We start from the raw sequence: 19,873 nt of genomic DNA, 5'->3' as shown, positions 1-19,873 counted from the left end.
CGGCACATTTCGTTTGCGTAGTTTTGTGACAGTTTTGCCATACCGGGCCGGCGCAAACCCAACTAGTTTCAGAATCCTCGACGCCTGCGCGCGGCCGAAGAGTCCGCGGGCATTCCTGGGGGATTCATGAACACTCGTCACATTCTGCTCGCGACGGCCTCCGCCGCGACCCTGCTCGCCGGCGGCCAGGCGATGGCCCAGACACAGACCCCGGCGACGGAGCTTGAGGAATTCATCGTCACCGGCACCCGGGCGGCCAACCGCACCGTGCTCGACACCGCCGCGCCCGTCGACGTGATCAGCGCCGCCGAGCTGAACCAGCTTGGCGTGACCGAGGTCAACCAGGCGCTCTCGGTGTCCCTGCCCTCGTTCAACTTCCCCCGCCCCGGCCTGGCCGACGGCACTGACACCATCCGCCCGGCCACCCTGCGCGGGCTCGCGCCCGACCAGACCCTGGTCCTGGTGAACTCCAAGCGCCGCCACTCGGCCTCCCTGGTCAATGTCAACGGCACCATCGGCCGCGGAGCCTCGTCGGTAGACCTGAACACCATTCCCTCCGCCATGGTGTCGTCGATCGAGGTGCTGCGCGACGGGGCCTCGGCGCAATACGGCTCCGACGCCATCGCCGGCGTGCTGAACCTGCGCCTGCGCAAAGCCAACAGCGGCGGCGGGCTGACCGCCACCTACGGCGCGCGCGTCACCACCGTGAAGACCCTGGTCGCGTCGCCGCCAGCCGGCGCCAACTGGACCGTGGCCGACAAGGCCAAGTACGACCGCACCGACGGCGAGACCATCAACCTCTCGGGCTGGATCGGTCTGCCGCTCGGCGAATCCGGCTTCCTGACCCTGGCGGCGGAATATCTCGACCAGAACAAGACCATCCGCACCGCCCCCGACTGGCGTCAGCAATACACCCTGGTGGGCGGCGCCTTCGATCCGCGCGAGGCGAGCTTCAATCGCTACAACGCCTGGTTCGGCGAGCCGGACGTCAAGCAGTACTCGCTGTTCGCCAACGCCGGATATGACGTCAGCGACACCACCAGCCTCTACGGCTGGGCCAGCTACCAGAACCGCGAGGCGCTCTCGGCGGGCTTCTTCCGCCGCTCGCTCGACGACCGCAACATCGTCTCCATCTATCCCGACGGCTTCCTGCCGCTGATCAATCCGACCGTGGAGGACTTCTCGGTCGCCGGCGGCGCCAAGTCCAGGTTGGGCAGCTGGGACACGGACATCTCGCTGGTCTACGGCTCCAACGAGATGGATTTCGTGATCCGCGACACGCTGAACCGGTCCATCGGGCCCAGCAGCAAGACGGTCTTCGACGCCGGCGGGTTCGAGTACAACCAGCTGGTCCTCAACGTCTCCGGCGTTCGGACCTACGAGGTGGGCCTCGCCTCGCCGCTGAACGTCGCCGCCGGCCTGGAGTGGCGGAAAGAGGGCTATGAGATCCACGCGGGCGAGCCGGACTCGTACCGCAACGGCGGCGCCCTTTTGAACGGCGCCCCGACCCCGTCCGGCGCCCAGGTCTTCCCAGGCTTCCGTCCTTCCAATGAGCTCGACGAGGACCGCACCTCGGTCGGCCTCTATCTGGACGTCGAAGCCAACGTCACCGACGAGCTACTGATGTCGGCCGCGGTCCGGGCGGAGTCCTATTCCGACTTCGGCGAGACGGTGACCGGAAAGTTCGCCGCGCGCTATGATTTCACTGAGAACTTCGCCCTGCGCGGCTCGATCCAAAACGGCTTCCGGGCGCCGTCCCTGCAGCAGCAATTCTTCTCGACCACCTCGACGAACTTCATCAACGGCGTGCCCTTCGACATCACCACCTTCCCGGCGACGGATCCGGTGGCGGCGGCCCTGGGCGCGAAGCCGCTCGACGCGGAGAAGTCGATCAACTACGCGATCGGCGCGGTCTTCCGCTTCGGCAGGGTCAACCTGACGATCGACGCCTATCGCATCGATATCGAGGATCGTATCGTCCTCTCGGAGAACCTGACCCAGGCCAATGTGCGCGCCTATCTGGTCTCGCAGGGCTTCGTGGCCGTTGGCGGCGGACGCTTCTTCATCAACGGCGTCGACACCGAGACCCAGGGCGTCGACATCATCGCCAACTTCAAGCACGACACCGAGGCCATGGGGACCTTCGCCTTCACCCTCGGCGCGAACTTCAACTCCACCGACGTGACCAAGGTCCCGGCCACCGCCCAGCTCGCGGCGCTCAACCCTGCCCCGGTGCTGTTCGACCGCGTGAACGTGCTGACCTTTGAGAAGGGCTCGCCGGAGTCGAAGTTCACCGGTTCGGTGGACTGGACCCTGGACAAGTTCGGCGCGACCGTACGGGCCACGCGCTACGGCGAGGTTCTCAGCCCGGGAACGTCGGCGGCCCAGGACCTGACGCTCAAGGCCAAGGTCGTAATCGACCTAGAAGGCCGCTGGAACGTCACCGAGAAGGTGCGCGTCTCGCTAGGCGCGGACAACGTGTTCGACGAGTACCCCACCGCCTCGCCCCCTGCACTCAACACCACCTCGAACACGCCGTTCTCGAACTACGCGCCGTTCGGCCGCTCTGGCCGCTACCTCTACGGTCGAGTCGCCTACACCTGGTAGGCCTTCGGGGCGCTACGACCGAAACTGACGCGACGCGGGGATAGCCTCTCCGCGTCGTTTCGTCTTCAGCTTGTCCACAGGCCGCGTCAAACCTGTGAGTCCGGACGCTGCGCCGCATGCGTGAGCGCTCCGCCTTAAGCTATCGGTAACCCATGGCTCTCGTTCCCGCCCTCGACCTTCGGCCCGCCCACAATGACGCGGCGATCCCGCACGCCCCGGCCAATATCGAGGCCGAACAGGCCCTGCTGGGCGCCGTGCTCTATGACAACGCCGCTTTCGAGCGGATCGGCGACTACCTGCAGGCGCGCCACTTCTATGAGCCCTTCCACCAGCGGCTGTTCTCCGCCGTCGAGACCGCCGTGCGCAAGGGCCAGCTGGCCGAGCCGATCCTGCTGGCCGAGCAGTTCAGCCGCGACGCGGCCTTTGAGGAACTGGGCGGGGTGCGCTACCTCGCCGACCTGGTGGACCGCGCGCCGCCGTCGGCCAACGCCAACGACTATTCGCGGGTCATCTACGACCTGGCCCTGCGCCGCGACCTGATCCGCATCGGCGGCGACATCTCCACCACCGCCGCCCAGCCCGACGCCGAGCGCTCGGCCCGCGATCAGATCGAGGCGGCCGAGCAGCAGTTGTTCAGCCTGGCCGAGACCGGATCGGTCAACCAGGGCTTCATCCCCTTCGCCGACGCCCTGCACGGCGCCGTCACCATGGCCGCCGAGGCCCACGCCCGCGACGGCGGCCTGGCGGGTATCTCCACCGGTCTGATCGATCTCGACAAGAAGATGGGCGGCCTACACCCCTCCGACCTGGTGATCCTCGCCGGCCGTCCCTCGATGGGAAAGACCGCGCTGGCCTGTAATATCGCCTTCGACGTGGCGCGCCACTACGCGTGGGAGCCGCAGCCGGACGGGTCGAAGAAGACCGTTTCCGGCGGGGTCGTGGCCTTCTTCTCGCTGGAAATGTCGGCCGAACAGCTGGCGATGCGCCTGTTGGCCGAGGTCTCCGGGGTCTCCGGCGACCGGCTGCGCAAGGGCGAGATCACCGCCCTGGAGTTCGGTCGGATCCGCGACGCGGCGCTGGAGATCCAGGACGCGCCGCTGTTCATCGACGCCACCGGCGGCATCACCATCGCCAAACTGGCCGCGCGGGCGCGACGCCTGAAGCGGACCAGCGGCCTGGACCTGATTGTCATCGACTACCTGCAGCTGGTCACTGGCGGAGACGGCACCGGCAAGAACGACAACCGGGTGCAGGAAGTCTCGATGATCACCCAGTCGATGAAATCCCTGGCCAAGGAGCTGTCGGTGCCGATCATCGCGCTCAGCCAGCTCTCTCGTCAGGTCGAGAACCGCGAGGACAAGAAGCCCCAGCTCTCCGACCTGCGGGAATCGGGCTCCATCGAGCAGGACGCCGACATGGTGATGTTTGTCTATCGCGAGGAATATTATCTGGGCCGGACCGAACCCCGCGAAGGCACGCCTGAGCACCTGACCTGGCAGGAGCAGATGGACCAGGTCGCGGGCATGGCCGAGGTGATCATCGGCAAGCAACGCCACGGTCCCATCGGCACGGTGAAACTGTCCTTCAACTCCGACATCACCAAGTTCGGCAACCTCGCCCGCGAGGGATTCTACAACGCGCACTAAACCGGTTATGGGAGCGACGATGCCTGCTCCCTCCTCCGCGCGCCTGACCATCGATCTCGACGCGCTCGCCCATAACTACGCGGTGTTGCGCGATCTGGCGCCGGGCGCCGAGGCCGCACCGGTGGTCAAGGCCGACGGCTATGGCCTGGGCGCAGTCCCGGTGGCGCGCCGGCTGTGGGCTGAGGGCGCGCGCGCCTTCTTCGTGGCCCGCTTGAGCGAGGGCGAGGCGCTGCGGGCCGAGCTCGGCCATCCGGCGACCATCTATGTGCTGGACGGCTTCACGCCGGACACCGGGCCGCGGCTGGCGGCGGCGAACCTGACGCCGGTGCTCTGCAGCCGCCCACAGATCGAGGCCGCGAGCGCCTTTGCAGCCGCCGAAGCCATGACCGCGGCCATCCAGGTCGACACCGGCATGAACCGCCAGGGCCTGACCGCCGCCGAGATCAGGGACCTGGCCGCGAACCCACCGCGGGGTCTGCGCGTCGAGACGATCATGAGCCATCTGGGCTCGGCCACCGATCCGGCCGATCCCCGCAGCGCCGCCCAGCTCGACGCGTTCGCCGGTGTGCGGTCGCTGTTTCCCGAGGCGCGGGCCAGCTTTGCGGCCTCCGCGGGCATCGCGCTGGGGCACGTCTATCATTTCGACATCGTCCGGCCGGGGATCAGCCTCTATGGCGGCGGTCCCGAGGAGCGGCCGGACGCACGCCTGAAGGCCGTGGCCACCTTCGAGGCGCCGATCCTCTATGTGCGCCAGGTGGGGGCCGGCGAGATGATCGGCTACGGCTCCAAGACCATCGTCGAGGCTGAGAGCCGGGTCGCCGTGATCGCCGCGGGCTATGCGGACGGCCTGATCCGCGGGACCATGGGCCGCAGCCAGGCCTGGTTCGCAGGCGCGCTGCGCAAGGTGCTGATCGTCACCATGGACCTGATCGCCATCGAGATCGGCGAGGCCGAGGCGAGCCCCGGCGACATGGTCGAATTGCTGGGTTCCCATGTGCTGCTCGATGACCTGGCGGCGGCGGCCGGCACAGTGGCGCACGAATGCCTCGTGCGCCTAGGCGACCGGGCCGAGCGGGTCTATCTGGGCGCGCGCTAGGTCGTCACACCACGAGCCAGACCCTACCCACGCTCGTCATCCTCGGCCGCGCGCAGCGCGTGTCGGGGGTCCATACGCGCAGGACTCGCAAGCCAGTCCGCCGACTGGATGGCCGGGACCTGCGGCCCGGCCATGACGAACATTGGTAGGGTCGGACCGCCCGATACGCGCTAGCCCTTCTTGGCGAGCGCCTCCAGCCGGGCGGGCCCGACCGAGGCCACGGCGGCCTTGAGGTCCTCGATGCGGACGCCGTCGCCCTCGGCGGCGACCATGAAGCGGTCGCCGACCAGGACGCTGTACTCGCCGTGCCGCGAGGCGGCGTTGTAGGACTCGGTGGTCATGCGGCCGTCGACCTTGCCGACCTTCTCGTACTTGCCATCGCTCTCACTGGACGACTGGACGTTGAAGGCCCCGGCCATGCCGGCCAGGGCGCCCGCCGCCCCCAGGTCGGTGACGCTGAGCCGGATGCGTCCGTCCCCCTTGGTGTAGATGGCCTCGGCCTGCGAGCCGGTGACGCCGCCGGCCCCGCCGGATCCGGTGGTGACCTCGGTCCGAGCGAAGCCCGCCACGTCGGCCGGCAGGTAGGCTTTCAGCAGGCTGGGATCGGTCGGAGCCGGACCCTCGCCGCTCTCCATCTGCTTGGCGGCGGCTTCCATCTTCTTGGAGGCCTCTTCCAACTTGCCGAGGTCGACCTTGTTGCCGCCGAAGGTGACGGTTCCGGCGCCAGCGCTGTGATCGGCCATCAGGCCCGAGCCCTGGCCCATGCTGCGAATTGGGCTGAGGATCGCCCCGGCGATGATCGCCAGCACGATGGCGGCGATGACCACCACCACGGTGTAGGTGGTCGCCTTGTCCTCGGGCGCCTTCATCAGCACCGGCAGGCCCTTGAAGAGCAGGAACAGGCTGTAGAGGCCGAGCAGGCCCAGGATGCCCAGCGGCGGGTAGATCATGAAGATCCCAGCCAGCCAGCTGGCGGTGCTGGCGTAGACCGCGACCTTGAAGGCCTGGGTCTGGTTCTTCGTACCGCCGAAGCTGGGAGCCAGGCCGTCGATGATCAGGGCCAGGACATAGACGCTGGCCAGGGCGATCCCGAAGTTCACCACCGCGCCGACCAGCGCCGAAACGACCGTCGGCTTGTAGTTGATGCCGAACATCCCGTAGCCGAACACGATGGCGCCGATCAGGCCGGCCACCGCCGGGATCAGGGCCAAGGGAATGACGTAGCCCTTGTAGAGGCCGCCGATGGTCGCCGGCTCGTCGTCGATCACCGCCCAGGTGGCCGAAGGCTGCAGCAAGATGGATTTCGCACGCTCGACGAGCCCCGACGCGGCGGGCCCCGGTTCAACTGCGCTCATAGACGCCTCCCAGCCTGTAAAAGCCCCAGTCCAATCCCCACATGGCGAGCCTAGCCTATGCCACCCTTTCGGCAACCGGCTTCGATCTGCGACGGACGCGGACCTTCCGCCCGTCTAAACTGTCGTCTTCAAGCGAATCAGGGAGCCCGCATGGCCCGCGACGGCGCCGTCTATGTCTGTCAGTCCTGCGGGGCCACGCAGACCAAGTGGGCCGGCCAGTGTCCCGCCTGCGGCGCCTGGAACACCCTGGTCGAGGAGCTGCAGTCGCGGCCGCCCGGCGCGCTCGCGCCCAGCAAGGCCTCGCGCACCCGGGGCCTCGCCTTCCAGGGCCTGGACGAGCACACGCCCTCCCCGCCTCGGATCGCCACCGGCGTGGACGAGTTCGACCGGGTCTGCGGCGGCGGCGTGGTGCCGGGCTCGGCGATCCTGCTCGGCGGCGACCCCGGAGTCGGCAAGTCGACACTGCTGATGCAGGTCATGGCCAGCGCCGCGCGGCGCGGGGCGTCCTGCGCCTACATCTCCGGCGAGGAGGCCATCGCCCAGGTGCGCAGCCGCGCCCAGCGCATGGGCCTGGCCGACGCGCCGGTGAAACTGGCAACCGAGACCAGCCTGCGCGATATCCTCGACAGCCTGAAGCGCGAGAAGTTCGACCTCGTCGTGATCGACTCCATCCAGACCATGTGGAGCGACGTCCATGAGGCCGCGCCGGGCTCGGTGACCCAGGTCCGCGCCGCCACAGGCGAACTGGTGCGGCTGGCCAAGAAGCAGGGCGTGGCGATCATCCTGGTCGGCCACGTCACCAAGGAGGGGACCATCGCCGGTCCGCGGGTGATCGAGCATATGGTCGACGCCGTCTTGGCCTTCGAAGGCGAGCGCGGCTACCCGTTCCGCATCCTGCGCGCGGTGAAGAACCGTTTCGGCGCCACCGACGAGATCGGGGTGTTCGAGATGGGCGACGCGGGGCTGTGCGAGGTGAAGAATCCCTCGGCTCTGTTCCTCGACACCTCCGGCGAGCGGGCGGCCGGCGCGGCGGTGTTCGCCGGGATCGAGGGCTCGCGCCCGGTGCTGGTGGAGTTCCAGGCGCTAGTGGCCCCTTCGGCCTACGGCACCCCCCGCCGCGCGGTCGTCGGCTGGGACAGCGGACGGCTGGCCATGGTGCTGGCGGTGCTTGAGACCCGATGCGGCCTGTCGCTGGGCAATCGCGACGTCTATCTGAACGTGGCCGGCGGTCTGCGGGTCAACGAGCCCGCCGCCGACCTCGCCGCCGCCGCGGCGCTGGCCTCCTCGGCCCTGGACGCGGCCCTACCGCAGGACTGCGTGGTGTTCGGCGAGATCAGCCTCTCAGGCGACATCCGACCGGTCAGCCGCATGGACTCGCGGCTGAAGGAAGCCGCCAAGCTGGGCTTCCGTCGGGCGTTGGGGCCAAAGGACATCGACGGAGGCGGCATGAAGATCGATGGCGTGAGCCGCCTGGCCGAGGCCATCGCTCGGATCGGCGAGAGCCAATGGGACTAGATCCCCTGCCCTGGTTCGACATCATTGTGGGCCTGGTGCTGCTGGTCTCGGCGGGGGTCGGCTTCTATCGCGGCGGCACGCGCGAGGTGGTCACGGCGCTGGCCCTGATCATCGCGGCCCTGGCGGCGGTCTTCGGCCTGCGCTGGTCGGGGCCTATCGGCCGCAACCTGATCGATCCCGACTGGCTGGGCACGGTGAGCGCCGGCCTGGTGGTGTTCGTGGCGATCTACGGCCTGTTGCGCATCACCGGCGCCGGCATGGTGCGCAAGGTCCGCGACATGCAGGTGCTGGGCATGTTGGACCGGGTCATCGGCCTGGGATTCGGGCTGATCCGCGCCCTGGTGGTCCTGGGGGCTTTCCATCTGGTGTTCCACGCCGCCACGCCGCCCGACCGGCTGCCCAAATGGATGACGGGTGCGGCTTTTTATCCCCTGACCCGCGCGGCGGCCGATACGCTAAAGGCCATTGCGCCCAAGGGTTTCGACATGGCCGACCGGCTGCGGCCCTCGTTCGACGAGGCGGTTCGTGACAGTTCCAAGTCGGCCGGGGGTGACTCTCGGGACGCTCAAGGCTATGACCCCGGCGAACGCGGCGGGCTCGACGATCTGGTGGAGAAATCCCGATGACCCAGGATCTGGATCGATGGCGCCAATCGGCGCTGAATCCCCGGGATCCTGACGACGACGCCCCCCGACTGGAATGCGGCGTGTTCGGCGTCTACGACGTCAACGCCGCGGCGGCCATCACGGCTCTCGGCCTCCACGCCCTGCAGCACCGCGGCCAGGAGGCCTGCGGCATCGCGGTCTTCGACGGCCAGCGCTTCCACACCGAACGCCACATGGGCCACGTAGGCGACGCCTTCGCCGGCGCCGACCTGGTCGACCGCCTGCCCGGCCACATGGCCATCGGCCACACCCGCTACTCCACCGCCGGCGGCAGCTTTATCCGCAACGTCCAGCCGATGTTCGCCGACCTCGAGGCCGGCGGCGTGGCGCTGGCCCACAACGGCAACCTGACGAACTTCCTGACCCTGCGCGAACAGCTGGTCTCGGAAGGCGCGATCTTTCAGTCGACCTCGGACTCCGAGGTGATCCTCCACCTGCTGGCCCGCTCGCGGAAATCGCGGTTCGTCGACCGGTTCATCGACGCGCTCTCCCGCATCGAGGGCGGCTACGCCCTGGTGGCGCTGACCAACAAGAAGCTGGTGGGCGTGCGCGATCCGCTGGGCATCCGCCCGCTGGTGCTGGGCGAGGTCGACGGCAAGTACGTCCTGGCCTCGGAGACCTGCGCCCTGGACATGATCGGCGCCCGCTTCGTCCGCGACATCGAGCATGGCGAGATGGTGGTCATCGACCATGACGGGATCGAGAGCCTGAAGCCCTTCCCCGCCGCCCGGGCCCGGCCCTGCATCTTCGAATATGTCTATTTCGCGCGGCCCGACTCGGTGGTGAACGGCCGCTCGGTCTATGAGGTGCGCAAACGCATGGGCCGCCGCCTGGCCCAGGAAAGCCACGTCCCGGTCGACGTGGTCGTGCCGGTGCCCGACTCCGGCGTGCCCGCGGCCCTGGGTTACGCCCAGGAGACCGGCGTGCCCTTCGAGATGGGCATCATCCGCAACCACTATGTGGGCCGCACCTTCATCCAGCCGACCCAGGGCGCCCGCGAACTGGGCGTGCGCATGAAGCTGTCGCCCAACCGCAATGTCCTGGCCGGCAAGCGGGTGATGCTGATCGACGACTCCATCGTGCGCGGCACCAATTCGGTGCGCGTGGTGCGCATGGTGCGCGAGGCCGGCGCCGCCGAGGTGCACCTGCGCTCGGCCTCCCCGCCCATCAAGTGGCCGGACTATTACGGCATCGACATGCCCGATCGCGAGCACCTGCTGGCGGCCAACAAGTCGGTCGAAGAGATCGCCAAGATCCTCGAGGTCGACTCGATGGGCTATCTCTCGGTCGACGGGCTCTACGCGGCGATGAACGCCGACCCGCGCGACCCCGTGAACCCCCAGTTCACCGACCACTACTTCACCGGCGACTACCCGACGCGTCTGCTGGACCGCGAGATCGCCGAGGGCCGCAACGACGGCGCCGACCGCCAGCTCTCGTTCCTGGTCGACGCGTGATCTCATCGAGGCCGCGGGGACGATCGCGCGCGGTGCGTTCGTCTCCTCTCCCCCTTCAAGGGGAGAGGGTAGGGTGAGGGGATGCGGCGCGGAGCGACGCAATCCGGTCTCCCATCCAGCTCATTGCGGCGGCAAGGCCCCCCTCACCCTACCCTCTCCCCCCCCAAGACGGGTGGAGAGGAAGTGGCTTCGGCGAGGTAGCTGTCCAGCCTTCCTCTGCGGTGGCTCAGGCCGATGATCCGTGGCGTCCTCAAGAACCTCGGCCTGGATTGGTATATCGCCGCCATCGTCGGCATGGTCGTGCTGGCCTCGATCCTGCCGGCCCGGGGCGAGGCCGCGCCCGTGGTCGCCACCGCCACCAAGTTCGGCATCGCCCTGGTGTTCTTCCTGCACGGCGCCAAGCTCAGTCCGGACGCGGTGATCAAGGGCCTGCTGCACTGGCGGCTGCACGGCCTGGTGCTGGTCACAACCTTCATCCTCTGGCCGTTGACCGGCCTCGGCGCGGCGGCCCTGCCGAGCTGGGTCCTGCCGGCCGCTCTGGCGCCAGGCGTGGTGTTCCTGGCCTGCCTGCCCTCGACGATCCAGTCGCAGATCGGCTTCACGGCCATAGCCCGGGGCAATGTGGCCGCCGCGGTCTGCGGCGCCTCGGCCTCCAACCTGATCGGCATGGTCGCCACCCCCGTGATGGCGGGCGTCCTACTAGGCGCCCAGGGCGAAGGCGTCTCGCTCGCCTCGTTGCAGGCCATCCTGCTGCAGCTGCTGGCGCCCTTCCTGGCGGGCCAGTTGCTGCGGCCATGGGTCGCCGGCTTCATCCAGCGTCACGCCAAGCCCTTCGGCCTGGTGGACCGCGGCTCGATCCTGCTGGTGGTATACAACGCCTTTTCCGGCGCGGTGGTGGCCGGGATCTGGAACCAGGTCACGGCCCTGGACCTCGCCAGGATCATGCTGATCTGCGTGGTCCTGCTGGCCATGTCGCTGGGTTTCATGGTCTGGGTCGCCCGGACGCGCGGCTTCTCCACCGAAGATGAGATCGCCATCGTCTTCGGGGGTTCAAACAAGAGCCTCGCCGCCGGGGTCCCCATGGCCGGGGTCCTGTTCCCCGCCGCCACTGTGGGCTTCATTCTCCTGCCCCTGATGCTCTATCACCAGTTCCAACTGATCACCTGCGCCGCCCTGGCGCAGCGCTACGCCAAACGAGTTCCCGCATGACCGCCTCCCTCCCCCTCGACGGCAAGATCGCCCTGGTCACCGGCGCCACCCGCGGCATCGGCCGCGCCTGCGCCCTGGCGCTCGCCCAGGCCGGGGCCCACGTGGTCGCCGTCGGCCGCACCCAGGGGGCGCTGGAAACCCTGGACGACGAGATCAAGGCCGCCACCGGCAAGTCCGCGACCCTCGTGCCGCTCGATCTGACCCAAGGCGACACCATCGACGGCCTGGGCCTGGCGATCCACGAGCGGTTCGGCCGGCTGGACGTGCTGGTCCACGCCGCCGCCATCCTGGGCGGGCTGTCGCCGATCTCGCACATCGACCCGTCGAACTGGGAGAAGGTATTCTCGAGCAACGTCACCGCCACCTACCGGCTGATCCGCTCCACCGAGCGGCTGCTGCGGGTGTCGCCGGCTGGACGGGGCATCTTCTTCACCACCGGCCGGGTGGAGCGGCCCAAGGCGTTCTGGGGGGCCTATGGCGCCTCGAAGGCCGCTCTTGAGCACCTGGTGCGCACCTGGGCCGACGAACTGGAGAACACCACCATCCGGGCGGTGCTGGTCGATCCCGGCGTCATGCGCACCAAGATGCGCGCCGAGGCCATGCCGGGCGAGGATCCAATGACCCTACCCGAGCCGGCCGAGATCGGTCCGATGATCGTGGAGCTGGCGCAGGCCGATCTGGGCCTGCCCAAGGTCAACGTCCGCTTTTCCGACTGGGCGGCGGCCGGGAAGCTCGCTTCGGCTTGACGCCGGGGCGCATCAGCTTGGCCTTGCGCCCCTTGGGCGTGGGGCCGGCGCCGATCTTCGGCTTGCCCACCGAGGCCAGCTTGGTCTTGGGCTTCACCTTGGGTTTCGGCTTGGCCTTCACCGCTGGCGCATCGAGTTCCGCCGCCATGGCCGCGGCGGTGATCCCGGCGCGGGTGGCTGCGACGCCCTTGGGGGCGGCCGCCTTCTTGCCGATCTTGGGGGCGAACACCGGGGCCTGGGAGCGCGGCTTCGGGCCGCCCTTGTCCTCGCCCTCGGCATAGGGGTTCTTGTTCGACTTGACGGTGAGCCGCATGGGCACCCCGGGCATGTCGAAGCTCTCGCGCAACGAGTTGATTAGATAGCGCCGGTAGTGGTCGGGCAGCTGGTCGGCGCGGCTCGCAAACAGCACGAAGGTCGGCGGCCGGGCCTTGGTCTGGGCCATGTATTTCGGGCGCACGCGACGGCCGCCCACGGCCGGGGGCGGATGGCGCTCGATGGCCATGTGCAGCCAGTCGTTGAGGTCGCGGGTCTTGACCTTAGTCGACCAGTCCTTGTGGACCTTGATCACCGCCGGCATCAGCCGGTCGAGATGGCGGCCGGTCTCGGCCGAGAGCGCGATCACCGGCGAGCCGCGAAGCTGCGGCAGCAAGCGGCCGGCCTCCTCGATCAGGTATTTCAGCGTCGCGCCCTGGTCGGCCACCAGGTCCCACTTGGCCAAGCAGAAGACCAGGCCGCGCCCTTCCCGCTCGACCAGGTCGGCGATCTGCAAATCCTGAATCTCGAACGGGTGGGTGGCGTCCATCACCAGGATGACGATCTCGGCGAAGGTGATGGCCCGGATCGAGTCGTGGGTGGAGAGCTTCTCCAGGTTCTCCTGGACCTTGGCCTTGCGGCGCAGGCCCGCGGTGTCGACCAGGCGGATGGCTTGGCCGTCCCAGGTCCAGTCCACGGAGATGGCGTCGCGGGTGATCCCGGCCTCGGGACCGGTCAGCAGGCGGTCCTCGCCGATCAGCTTGTTGACCAGGGTCGACTTGCCGGCGTTCGGGCGGCCGACGATGGCGATGCGGATCGGCTTGTCGGCCTCCTCGGCGGCTTCCTCGTCATCGTCCGGCTGGACGGCCAGCAGGGCCTGAAAGAGGTCGGCCATGCCCTCGCCATGCTCGGCGGAGATGGCGACGGGTTCGCCCAGGCCCAGGCCGAACGCTTCCATGACGCCGATGTCGCTGGCCTTGCTCTCGGCCTTGTTGGCCGCGACGATCACCGGCTTGTCGTGCTTGCGCAGGATCTCGGCGAACACCTCGTCCATCGGGGTCACGCCGTCGCGGGCGTCGATGACGAACAGGGCCACGTCGGCCTCGGCGATGGCGAGCTCGGTCTGCTGGCGCATCCGCGATTCGAGACTGTCGTCGGTGACGTCCTCGAAGCCGGCGGTGTCGATCAGCTCCAGGTCCAGGTCGCCGATCCGGCCCGTGCCATAGCGCCGGTCGCGGGTGACCCCCGGCTGGTCGTCGACGATGGCGAGCTTGCGCCCGGCAAGCCGGTTGAACAGCGTCGACTTCCCGACGTTGGGACGCCCGACAATGGCTAGCCGCATCGGCATAGCGTCACGTTTCGTCCGGTCTAGCGCAGCGCGATGAGTTGAGCCTCATCCGTCACGACATAGATGGTTCCGTTCACCGCGATCGGGCCGATCAGGGTGGGGGCGCCAAGGTTCATGGTCTTTTCGACTTCGCCGGTCTTGGCGTTGATCGCCACCAGCTCGCCGCTGGTGCCGGCCAGCACGATCCGGTTCGAAGCCAGGATCGGGCTCGACCAGAACGGGCGGCTTGTATAGTTCTTCCGGCCCAGGAACTTCATGCCGAACAGACCGCCCTTGGACTGTTCGCGCCCGACGCCCAGGTCTCGGATCCAATAGATCTGGCCGCTCTCGCGGGCGACGCAGATCACCTCACCGGCCTTCGACACCACATAGACCACGTCGCCGGCCGGCCACGGGGTGGTGATGCCGGTGACCGGCAGGCTCCAGCGGGCCTGGCCGGTGCGCAGGTCGGTGGCCGCGAACACGCCCGAATGGCTGACCGCGAAGACGTCGCCCTGATAGATCACCGGGCGGCCGGGGATGTCGCGGATCTCGGACAGTGCGTTGTTGCGGTTGGCGCGGCTGAGCGCCTCGTTCCACAGGTCATTGCCATTGGCCGCGCGCAAGGCCACCAGTTCGCCGGACCCGAAGGCCGCGACCACGGTGTCGCCCGAGACCGCCGGCGACGAGGCCGCCAGGATGCGGGCCGATTCCGACAGGCCCTGATAGGTCCAGCCATCGGCGCCGTTGGCGGTGTCGAAGGTCAGCAGGGTGTTGTCCACGGCGACCACGAACAGGCGTCCGCCCGAAACCGTGGGCGCGGCGTGGATCGGCTGTTCCGTCATGGTCTTCCAGACGACCGCGCCGGTGTCTGCGTTGAGCTGGGCGACGAAGCGATAGCCCGAGGCGACATAGAGCTTGCCGTCGGCCACGGCGAGACCGCCGCCGAAGGCTTCCTTGTCGCGTTTGCTGCTGGGGCGGAGGTTGGCCTTCCACACCTGGGAGCCGGACTGGGCGTCGAAGGCCGAGACCGTGGCCTCGCCATCCATGACGAAGATCTTGCCGTTCGCGGCGACCGGCGGGGCGGTGACGTAGGCGCCCTTGCCCGAGCCCTGGCCAAAGCCGCGCTTCCAGGCGATGGACAGGCCACCGCCGGCCTCCGGATGGCCCACCGACTGCTCGGCCGTCCCGCCGGGCAGCGGCCACTCGGTGACCGCCGCGGGAGTCGGCAGGAAGAAGTCCGCGCCCTTGAGGGCTTCGGCGACTTCCAGGGTCTGGTCGGCCGCGACGATGGAGATTCGCTCGCCCTCGGCGGCGGTCTCGCTGGGACTGTCGTCCCCGCCGCGGTTGAACGGGTTCAGCCTGTTGATCGTCGAGCAGCCGCTCACGGCCACGGAGGCCGCGAGGAGCAGGACGAGCAGGCTGTTACGGCGGATCGACGTCATTGGGGTCCAGGGGCTGGCTGTTGCGGCGCGGGCTGGGCTTGGAGCCCGGGCGGCAGGGCGCCCGGCGGAAGGGCGACGGCGGGCGGCAGGGCCAGGGCGGCCTTCACCGCGCCAGGCACCGCCTTGGCCGAGCCGGAATCGATCAGGGCGATGGCGGCCTTGGCGCGCTGGCTCACGCCCTCGCCGCCGTCGACCATCAGCGACAGCACGGAGAACTCGGTCCGCGCGCCCGGCAGGTCGCCGGCCATGATCTTGGCGAAGGCCAGCGCTTCGCGCGCTTGGACCCGATAGGGGCGGCCTTCCTCAGTGAGCGGCTTCAGGCGCGCCTCCATGTCCTTGTACGAGCTTGAGTCGAGCAAGGCGAAGGCGGATTTGAGGCGGGCGACGTCGCCCAGCACCGGGGTCGGCGCGGCCTCGGCGGCTTCGTCGAACAGCTTCACGGCCTCGGCGACCTTGCCGTCGGAGAGCTGGAGCCCGCCCAACTGCTGAAGGGCCAGGGACTTGTAGGCCTTGGATGACGACTTTCCGACCTCGCCCCACAGCCGCACGGCCTCGTTCCGGTCGCCGGAATTGAAGGCCTCGATGGCCGAGGCGTACTGGTCGGAGGCCTCGGTATGGGCCTTGGCGCGATAGCTCTGATAGCCCCAGATCCCGAGGGCGACGACAAGGGCCAGCACCAGGGCCCCGCCGATCCACGGCAGGATTTTCAGCGCAAGCGCCTTGTAGCGGTCGGAGCGGAGCTGCTCCTCGACCTCTTCAAAGACATCAACCACGAAAGGGGACTCCGCGCGAAAGGGCGTTAGGGTTTTGAGCGGGGGAACCTATAGCGGCGGGACGTGCGCTGCAACGCTCGCAATCAGTCGACCCAATCGCGCCTGATGACGCCGGCGGCGGCCACGAAAAGCAGCGCGCTCAAGAGATAGAATCCCAGCCCGGAATAGATGGCGTAGCGCAGAGCCTCGGCGCCGAAGCGCGGGGTCAGCAGGTCCGAGACCGCGCCGAAGTAGTAGGTGCCCAGGCCGAGGCCGATCAGGTTGTTGACGAACAGGAAGCAGGCGCTGGCCGTGGAGCGCGAGGCGGCCGGAACCAGGTGCTGGATGGCGTTGATCACCGGTCCCAGCCAGGCGAGGTTCAGGCCCTGGGGGATCAGGAACAGCACGAAGGCCATGGCCAACGACTTGGCCCCGATGGCGAAGAAGAAGCACGGCAGGGCGAGCGCGAAGGCCGCCGCCGGGACCAGCAGGTAGAAGCGCTTGTCGCGACCGCCGAGCCGGTCGCCCAGCCATCCGCCGGCCCAGACGCCCGCGGTGCCGCCCACCAGGGTGATGGCCCCCAGGAACAGCGACCGGTCGACCAGGCCCATGCCCAGGCTCCGCTCGAAGAAGGACGGCAGCCAGAACGAGACGCCATAGCCGCAAACCGACGAGGCCGCGGCCGCGAGCGAGATCAGCCAGAAGCTGGGTTTCCTCAGCAGAAGGCCGAGCGCCCCCTTCGGCGGGGCGACGGGCTCGGTCTCGGGAATCGGCGCGCCGGCCTCCAGGTCGGCCAAGCCCCGGCGAGGCTCGCGCACCACAAGGCGGAACACCGGCGCCAGCGCCACGCCCATCAGGCCCACGATGATGAAGGCCGCGCGCCAGTCGATGCTGGCGGCGATCAGGCCGCCGAACAGGATGCCCAGCGCGCTGCCCACCGGGATGCCGAAGGAATAGGCCGCCAAGGCGCGCGCCCGTTGTTCCTTGGGGAAGTAGTCGGAGATCAGCGAATAGGCCGGGGCCACGCCGCCCGCCTCCCCCACGCCCACGCCCATGCGGCACAGGAACAAGGGCCAGAAGCCGGTGGCGAGGCCGCAGAGCGCCGTGAAGCCGCTCCAGATGGTCAGCGCCCCGGTCATGATCCAGGTGCGGCTCCAGCGGTCGGCCAGCCAGGCGATGGGGATGCCAAGCCCGGTATAGAACAGCGCGAAGGCCAGCCCGCCCATCAAGCCGAGCTGGCTGTCGGTGAGATTGAGGTCCTTCTTGATGGAACCGGCCAGGATCCCGAGGATCTGGCGGTCCAGGAAGTTGAAGGTGTAGGCGATGATCAGCAGCGCCAGCACCGCATAGCGATAGCCGCCGCCCCGCACCGTCGCTCGCGCGTCCGTCGTGGCCATGGTCGAGCCCTATCAGGAATCGAAAGGGCGCGGAGCCGAAAGCCCCGCGCCCCTTGTGAAGAAGCCTAGAACTTGGCTTCGAGCGACAAGGTCACGGTGCGCGGCGGGCCGTAGAAGGCGGTCACCGAGTTGCCGAACAGGACGCCGGCTGTCTGCGGGAAGTTGTAGCCGCCGACGCGATAGGTCTCCTCGCCGAGGTTCTTGCCGTGCAGGCCCACGCGGTAGCGATCATCGGACGACGACCAGACCACGCTGGCGTCCATCAGCCAGTAGGCCTTCTGGTCCAGCATCGAGGGGATCTCGAACATATGGAAGCTGCTGCGATAGGCGGCGCTCGGCGAGAAGCTGACCTTCCCGTGGTCGCCCATGTCGTGGATGTAGGTCAGGCCGACGCTGCCGTTCCATTCCGGTGTGTTCTGGAATACGCGGCTATTGGCGAAGTCGCGCACAACCCGCGGAACGACCGTGAGGTCGAGGGCGCTGTATTCGTCGAACTCGGCCTTGATGTAACCCAGCGAGAAGTTGGCGCTGAGGCTGGAAGTGAAGGAAGCGACGCCTTCCAGCTCGAAGCCCGACATGTGGCTCTTGCCGACGTTCAGCACCTGGCTGGCGATGGAGGCGCCGACCGGGGTCTGCTGGGTGATCTGCTGATCCTTGTATTTGCCGTAGAACACCGCCGAATTGAGCGACAGGCGGCGGTCGAAGAAGTAGCCCTTCAGACCCGCCTCGTAGGAATCCACGGTTTCCGGCTCATATCCGTCGACCGAGGTGGGGGTCAGGATGGCGTCGGCCCGCATGTCGAAGCCGCCCGACTTGAAGCCCTGGCTGTAGGAGACGTAACCGGTCAGGTCGGGATTGACCTCGTAGCGCAGCGAGACCCGCGGGGTGAACTTCTCGAACGACTTCTCGTTGGTGAAGTTCGACCGCACCAGGCCCGGGATCGCCGTCGGGTTGCCGAACAGCGGGCTGATCAAGCCGGTGAAATTCTGGCGATAGACCTGGCCGGTCTTCTCGTCCCGGGTCCAGCGTCCGCCGACCGACAGGGTCAGGGCGTCGGTGAGGTCGTAGCTCACGTCGGCGAAGGCCGACCAGCTCTTGGTGTCGACCGCACCGGCCGTGGCGATGGTCAGGTTGGCCTGGCTCAGCACGGTGTCGAAGGCGCCGGCCGCCGTGGCGTTCAGGTAGAACACCCCGGCCACCGCCTGCAGGCGCTCGCCGGTATAGAGAAGTTGCAGTTCCTGGCTGAACTGATGGTCGTTGTAGCGGGCCGGGATGTCGAGGATCTTGGCCGGCAGTTCGTCGAAGTCGATCGTGCCTTCGGTCTCGCCGGCGCGGTAGGCGGTGATCGACTTGAAGGTCAGCGTGTCGCTGACGTTCCATTGGCCCAGCAGCGAGACGCCGCGGGTCTCGACCCGGTTGACGTCGCCAGATCCGGCGTAGGTGTCATAGACGTCGGCCGGCGGGGCGCCGCCGGCGATGGGTTGACCCAGGAAGTTCAAGGCCGGGGTCTCGCGGTGGCCGTGGCGCGGGTTGGACTTGTCCTGCACCAGGTCGCCCGACAGGCGGAAGAACAGCTGTTCGGAGGGCTCCCACTCGATGGTCGCCCGCGCCGCGCCCACGTCCTTGTTGTAGTGCTCGGCGCCGGTGTTGAGGTTCGTGCCATAGCCGTCGCGGTCGAACTTGGCCCAGGTGAGGCCAAGGCCCACGGTGTCGGAGACCTTGCCTTTGGCCGAGGCCACGAAGTCGCGCTGGCCGTAGGAGCCGAAGGCTCCCTTGAACTTCATTTCCGGCTCGCCCTGGATCTTGGCGGTGACGTACTTGATCGCCCCACCGATGGTGTTGCGGCCGTAGAGCGTGCCCTGGGGCCCGCGCAGCACCTCGATCCGCTCGATATCGAACACGTCCAGCACCGCGGCCTGCGGGCGGGCGACATAGACGTCGTCGATATAGAGGCCGACGCCAGGCTCGAAGCCCCATAGCGGGTCCTGCTGGCCGACGCCGCGGATGAAGGAGATCAGGGTCGAGTTGGAGCCCCGCGCCACCTGGACGGTCAGGTTGGGCGTGGTCTGCTGCATGACGGTCAGGTCGACGGCGCCCGTGCGCTCCAGGCGCTCGGCGGTCACGGCGGTCACGGCGACCGGGACGTCCTTCAAGCTTTCCTCGCGACGCCGCGCGGTGACCACCATCTCCTCGACGGTCGTTCCATCGCCGTCCGGAGTCTGGGCCACGGCCATCGTCGCCATAGCCGACCACGCCGCGCCCGCCAGGAGCGCCGCCTTCAACATGTTGTGCATCGTGTCTCTCTCCCAGGCCCGGCCGTTCGGACGGCGAGCGTTGTTGAAATTCATCGTCGGACGAATTTCGCGGACACTGCGACTATTCGGGCGTGCGCCGCCAGGGGCGT

At 68.3% G+C, this 19,873-nt stretch carries 14 protein-coding genes; 8 read left to right on the top strand and 6 right to left on the bottom strand.

Annotated features, from left to right (window positions below; translation table 11 throughout):
* The first annotated feature begins 126 nt into the window (after nt 1–126).
* From Q8Q88_RS16700 to alr, 3 genes are all read left to right on the top strand, one after another.
* On the top strand, nt 127–2,607 hold the full coding sequence (locus Q8Q88_RS16700; protein ID WP_305676313.1) for a TonB-dependent siderophore receptor: 2,481 nt from the start codon (nt 127–129) through the stop codon (nt 2,605–2,607).
* A 152-nt stretch (nt 2,608–2,759) separates the two neighbouring features.
* On the top strand, nt 2,760–4,253 hold the full coding sequence (locus Q8Q88_RS16695) for a replicative DNA helicase (RefSeq protein WP_305676312.1): 1,494 nt from the start codon (nt 2,760–2,762) through the stop codon (nt 4,251–4,253).
* Nucleotides 4,254–4,272: 19 nt separating this feature from the next.
* The gene (alr, locus tag Q8Q88_RS16690; protein WP_305676311.1) at nt 4,273–5,349 is read left to right on the top strand and encodes an alanine racemase; all 1,077 of its coding nucleotides are present in this window, start codon (nt 4,273–4,275) and stop codon (nt 5,347–5,349) included.
* A 170-nt stretch (nt 5,350–5,519) separates the two neighbouring features.
* Here the strand turns inward: alr and Q8Q88_RS16685 are convergent, their stop codons facing one another.
* Entirely contained in the window at nt 5,520–6,704 is a 1,185-nt protein-coding gene (locus Q8Q88_RS16685) for a Yip1 family protein (RefSeq protein ID WP_305676310.1), read from the bottom strand.
* A gap of 150 nt (nt 6,705–6,854) precedes the next feature.
* On the opposite strand from Q8Q88_RS16685, the gene radA reads away from it, so the two are divergent.
* The 5 genes from radA (at nt 6,855) to Q8Q88_RS16660 (ending at nt 12,296) form a co-directional block, all read left to right on the top strand.
* Nucleotides 6,855–8,219 carry a DNA repair protein RadA gene (gene radA, locus Q8Q88_RS16680; RefSeq protein ID WP_305676309.1) on the top strand — a complete coding sequence of 455 codons (1,365 nt, stop codon included), beginning with the start codon at nt 6,855–6,857 and terminating at the stop codon, nt 8,217–8,219.
* Entirely contained in the window at nt 8,210–8,845 is a 636-nt protein-coding gene (locus tag Q8Q88_RS16675; protein WP_305676308.1) for a CvpA family protein, read from the top strand. Before radA ends, Q8Q88_RS16675 begins: the two co-directional genes overlap by 10 nt.
* Nucleotides 8,842–10,341: an amidophosphoribosyltransferase gene (purF, locus tag Q8Q88_RS16670; protein ID WP_305676307.1), complete on the top strand. Its 1,500-nt coding sequence runs from the start codon at nt 8,842–8,844 to the stop codon at nt 10,339–10,341. The genes Q8Q88_RS16675 and purF overlap by 4 nt, the downstream gene beginning before the upstream one ends.
* Nucleotides 10,342–10,575: 234 nt before the next feature.
* Nucleotides 10,576–11,550, top strand: coding sequence for a bile acid:sodium symporter family protein (locus Q8Q88_RS16665; protein ID WP_305676306.1), 975 nt, complete (start codon nt 10,576–10,578; stop codon nt 11,548–11,550).
* Entirely contained in the window at nt 11,547–12,296 is a 750-nt protein-coding gene (locus tag Q8Q88_RS16660; RefSeq protein WP_305676305.1) for an SDR family NAD(P)-dependent oxidoreductase, read from the top strand. Before Q8Q88_RS16665 ends, Q8Q88_RS16660 begins: the two co-directional genes overlap by 4 nt.
* Here Q8Q88_RS16660 and der read toward each other — a convergent pair.
* The 5 genes from der to Q8Q88_RS16635 all read right to left on the bottom strand — a co-directional run bounded on the left by der (nt 12,244) and on the right by Q8Q88_RS16635 (nt 19,763).
* Nucleotides 12,244–13,896: a ribosome biogenesis GTPase Der gene (der, locus tag Q8Q88_RS16655; protein ID WP_305676304.1), complete on the bottom strand. Its 1,653-nt coding sequence runs from the start codon at nt 13,894–13,896 to the stop codon at nt 12,244–12,246. The genes Q8Q88_RS16660 and der overlap by 53 nt on opposite strands.
* A gap of 20 nt (nt 13,897–13,916) precedes the next feature.
* The gene (locus tag Q8Q88_RS16650) at nt 13,917–15,320 is read right to left on the bottom strand and encodes a PQQ-binding-like beta-propeller repeat protein (RefSeq protein WP_305676303.1); all 1,404 of its coding nucleotides are present in this window, start codon (nt 15,318–15,320) and stop codon (nt 13,917–13,919) included.
* On the bottom strand, nt 15,317–16,093 hold the full coding sequence (locus Q8Q88_RS16645; RefSeq protein WP_305676302.1) for a tetratricopeptide repeat protein: 777 nt from the start codon (nt 16,091–16,093) through the stop codon (nt 15,317–15,319). Before Q8Q88_RS16645 ends, Q8Q88_RS16650 begins: the two co-directional genes overlap by 4 nt.
* An 83-nt stretch (nt 16,094–16,176) precedes the next feature.
* A complete protein-coding gene (locus tag Q8Q88_RS16640; protein WP_305676301.1) occupies nt 16,177–17,469 on the bottom strand; it encodes an MFS transporter in 1,293 nt (430 codons plus the stop codon).
* Nucleotides 17,470–17,534: 65 nt separating this feature from the next.
* Complete coding sequence (locus Q8Q88_RS16635) at nt 17,535–19,763, bottom strand: TonB-dependent receptor (protein WP_305676300.1); 2,229 nt, start codon at nt 19,761–19,763, stop codon at nt 17,535–17,537.
* Nucleotides 19,764–19,873 lie beyond the last annotated feature (110 nt).

The organism is Phenylobacterium sp. (genome assembly GCF_030697925.1).
Taxonomy (GTDB): domain Bacteria; phylum Pseudomonadota; class Alphaproteobacteria; order Caulobacterales; family Caulobacteraceae; genus Phenylobacterium.
Note: the sequence above shows the minus strand (reverse complement) of the source record. Positions and strands in the feature narration are given on the sequence as shown.

Bases quoted from the DNA above. Each gene is read 5' to 3' on its own strand.
- Q8Q88_RS16700 (WP_305676313.1), top strand. From the start codon at position 127: ATGAACACTCGTCACATTCTGCTCGCGACGGCCTCCGCCGCGACCCTG.
- Q8Q88_RS16640 (WP_305676301.1), bottom strand. From the start codon at position 17,469: ATGGCCACGACGGACGCGCGAGCGACGGTGCGGGGCGGCGGCTATCGC.
- Q8Q88_RS16650 (WP_305676303.1), bottom strand. From the start codon at position 15,320: ATGACGTCGATCCGCCGTAACAGCCTGCTCGTCCTGCTCCTCGCGGCC.
- alr (WP_305676311.1), top strand. From the start codon at position 4,273: ATGCCTGCTCCCTCCTCCGCGCGCCTGACCATCGATCTCGACGCGCTC.
- purF (WP_305676307.1), top strand. From the start codon at position 8,842: ATGACCCAGGATCTGGATCGATGGCGCCAATCGGCGCTGAATCCCCGG.
- Q8Q88_RS16685 (WP_305676310.1), bottom strand. From the start codon at position 6,704: ATGAGCGCAGTTGAACCGGGGCCCGCCGCGTCGGGGCTCGTCGAGCGT.
- Q8Q88_RS16675 (WP_305676308.1), top strand. From the start codon at position 8,210: ATGGGACTAGATCCCCTGCCCTGGTTCGACATCATTGTGGGCCTGGTG.
- Q8Q88_RS16695 (WP_305676312.1), top strand. From the start codon at position 2,760: ATGGCTCTCGTTCCCGCCCTCGACCTTCGGCCCGCCCACAATGACGCG.
- Q8Q88_RS16665 (WP_305676306.1), top strand. From the start codon at position 10,576: ATGATCCGTGGCGTCCTCAAGAACCTCGGCCTGGATTGGTATATCGCC.
- Q8Q88_RS16635 (WP_305676300.1), bottom strand. From the start codon at position 19,763: ATGCACAACATGTTGAAGGCGGCGCTCCTGGCGGGCGCGGCGTGGTCG.
- der (WP_305676304.1), bottom strand. From the start codon at position 13,896: ATGCCGATGCGGCTAGCCATTGTCGGGCGTCCCAACGTCGGGAAGTCG.
- radA (WP_305676309.1), top strand. From the start codon at position 6,855: ATGGCCCGCGACGGCGCCGTCTATGTCTGTCAGTCCTGCGGGGCCACG.
- Q8Q88_RS16660 (WP_305676305.1), top strand. From the start codon at position 11,547: ATGACCGCCTCCCTCCCCCTCGACGGCAAGATCGCCCTGGTCACCGGC.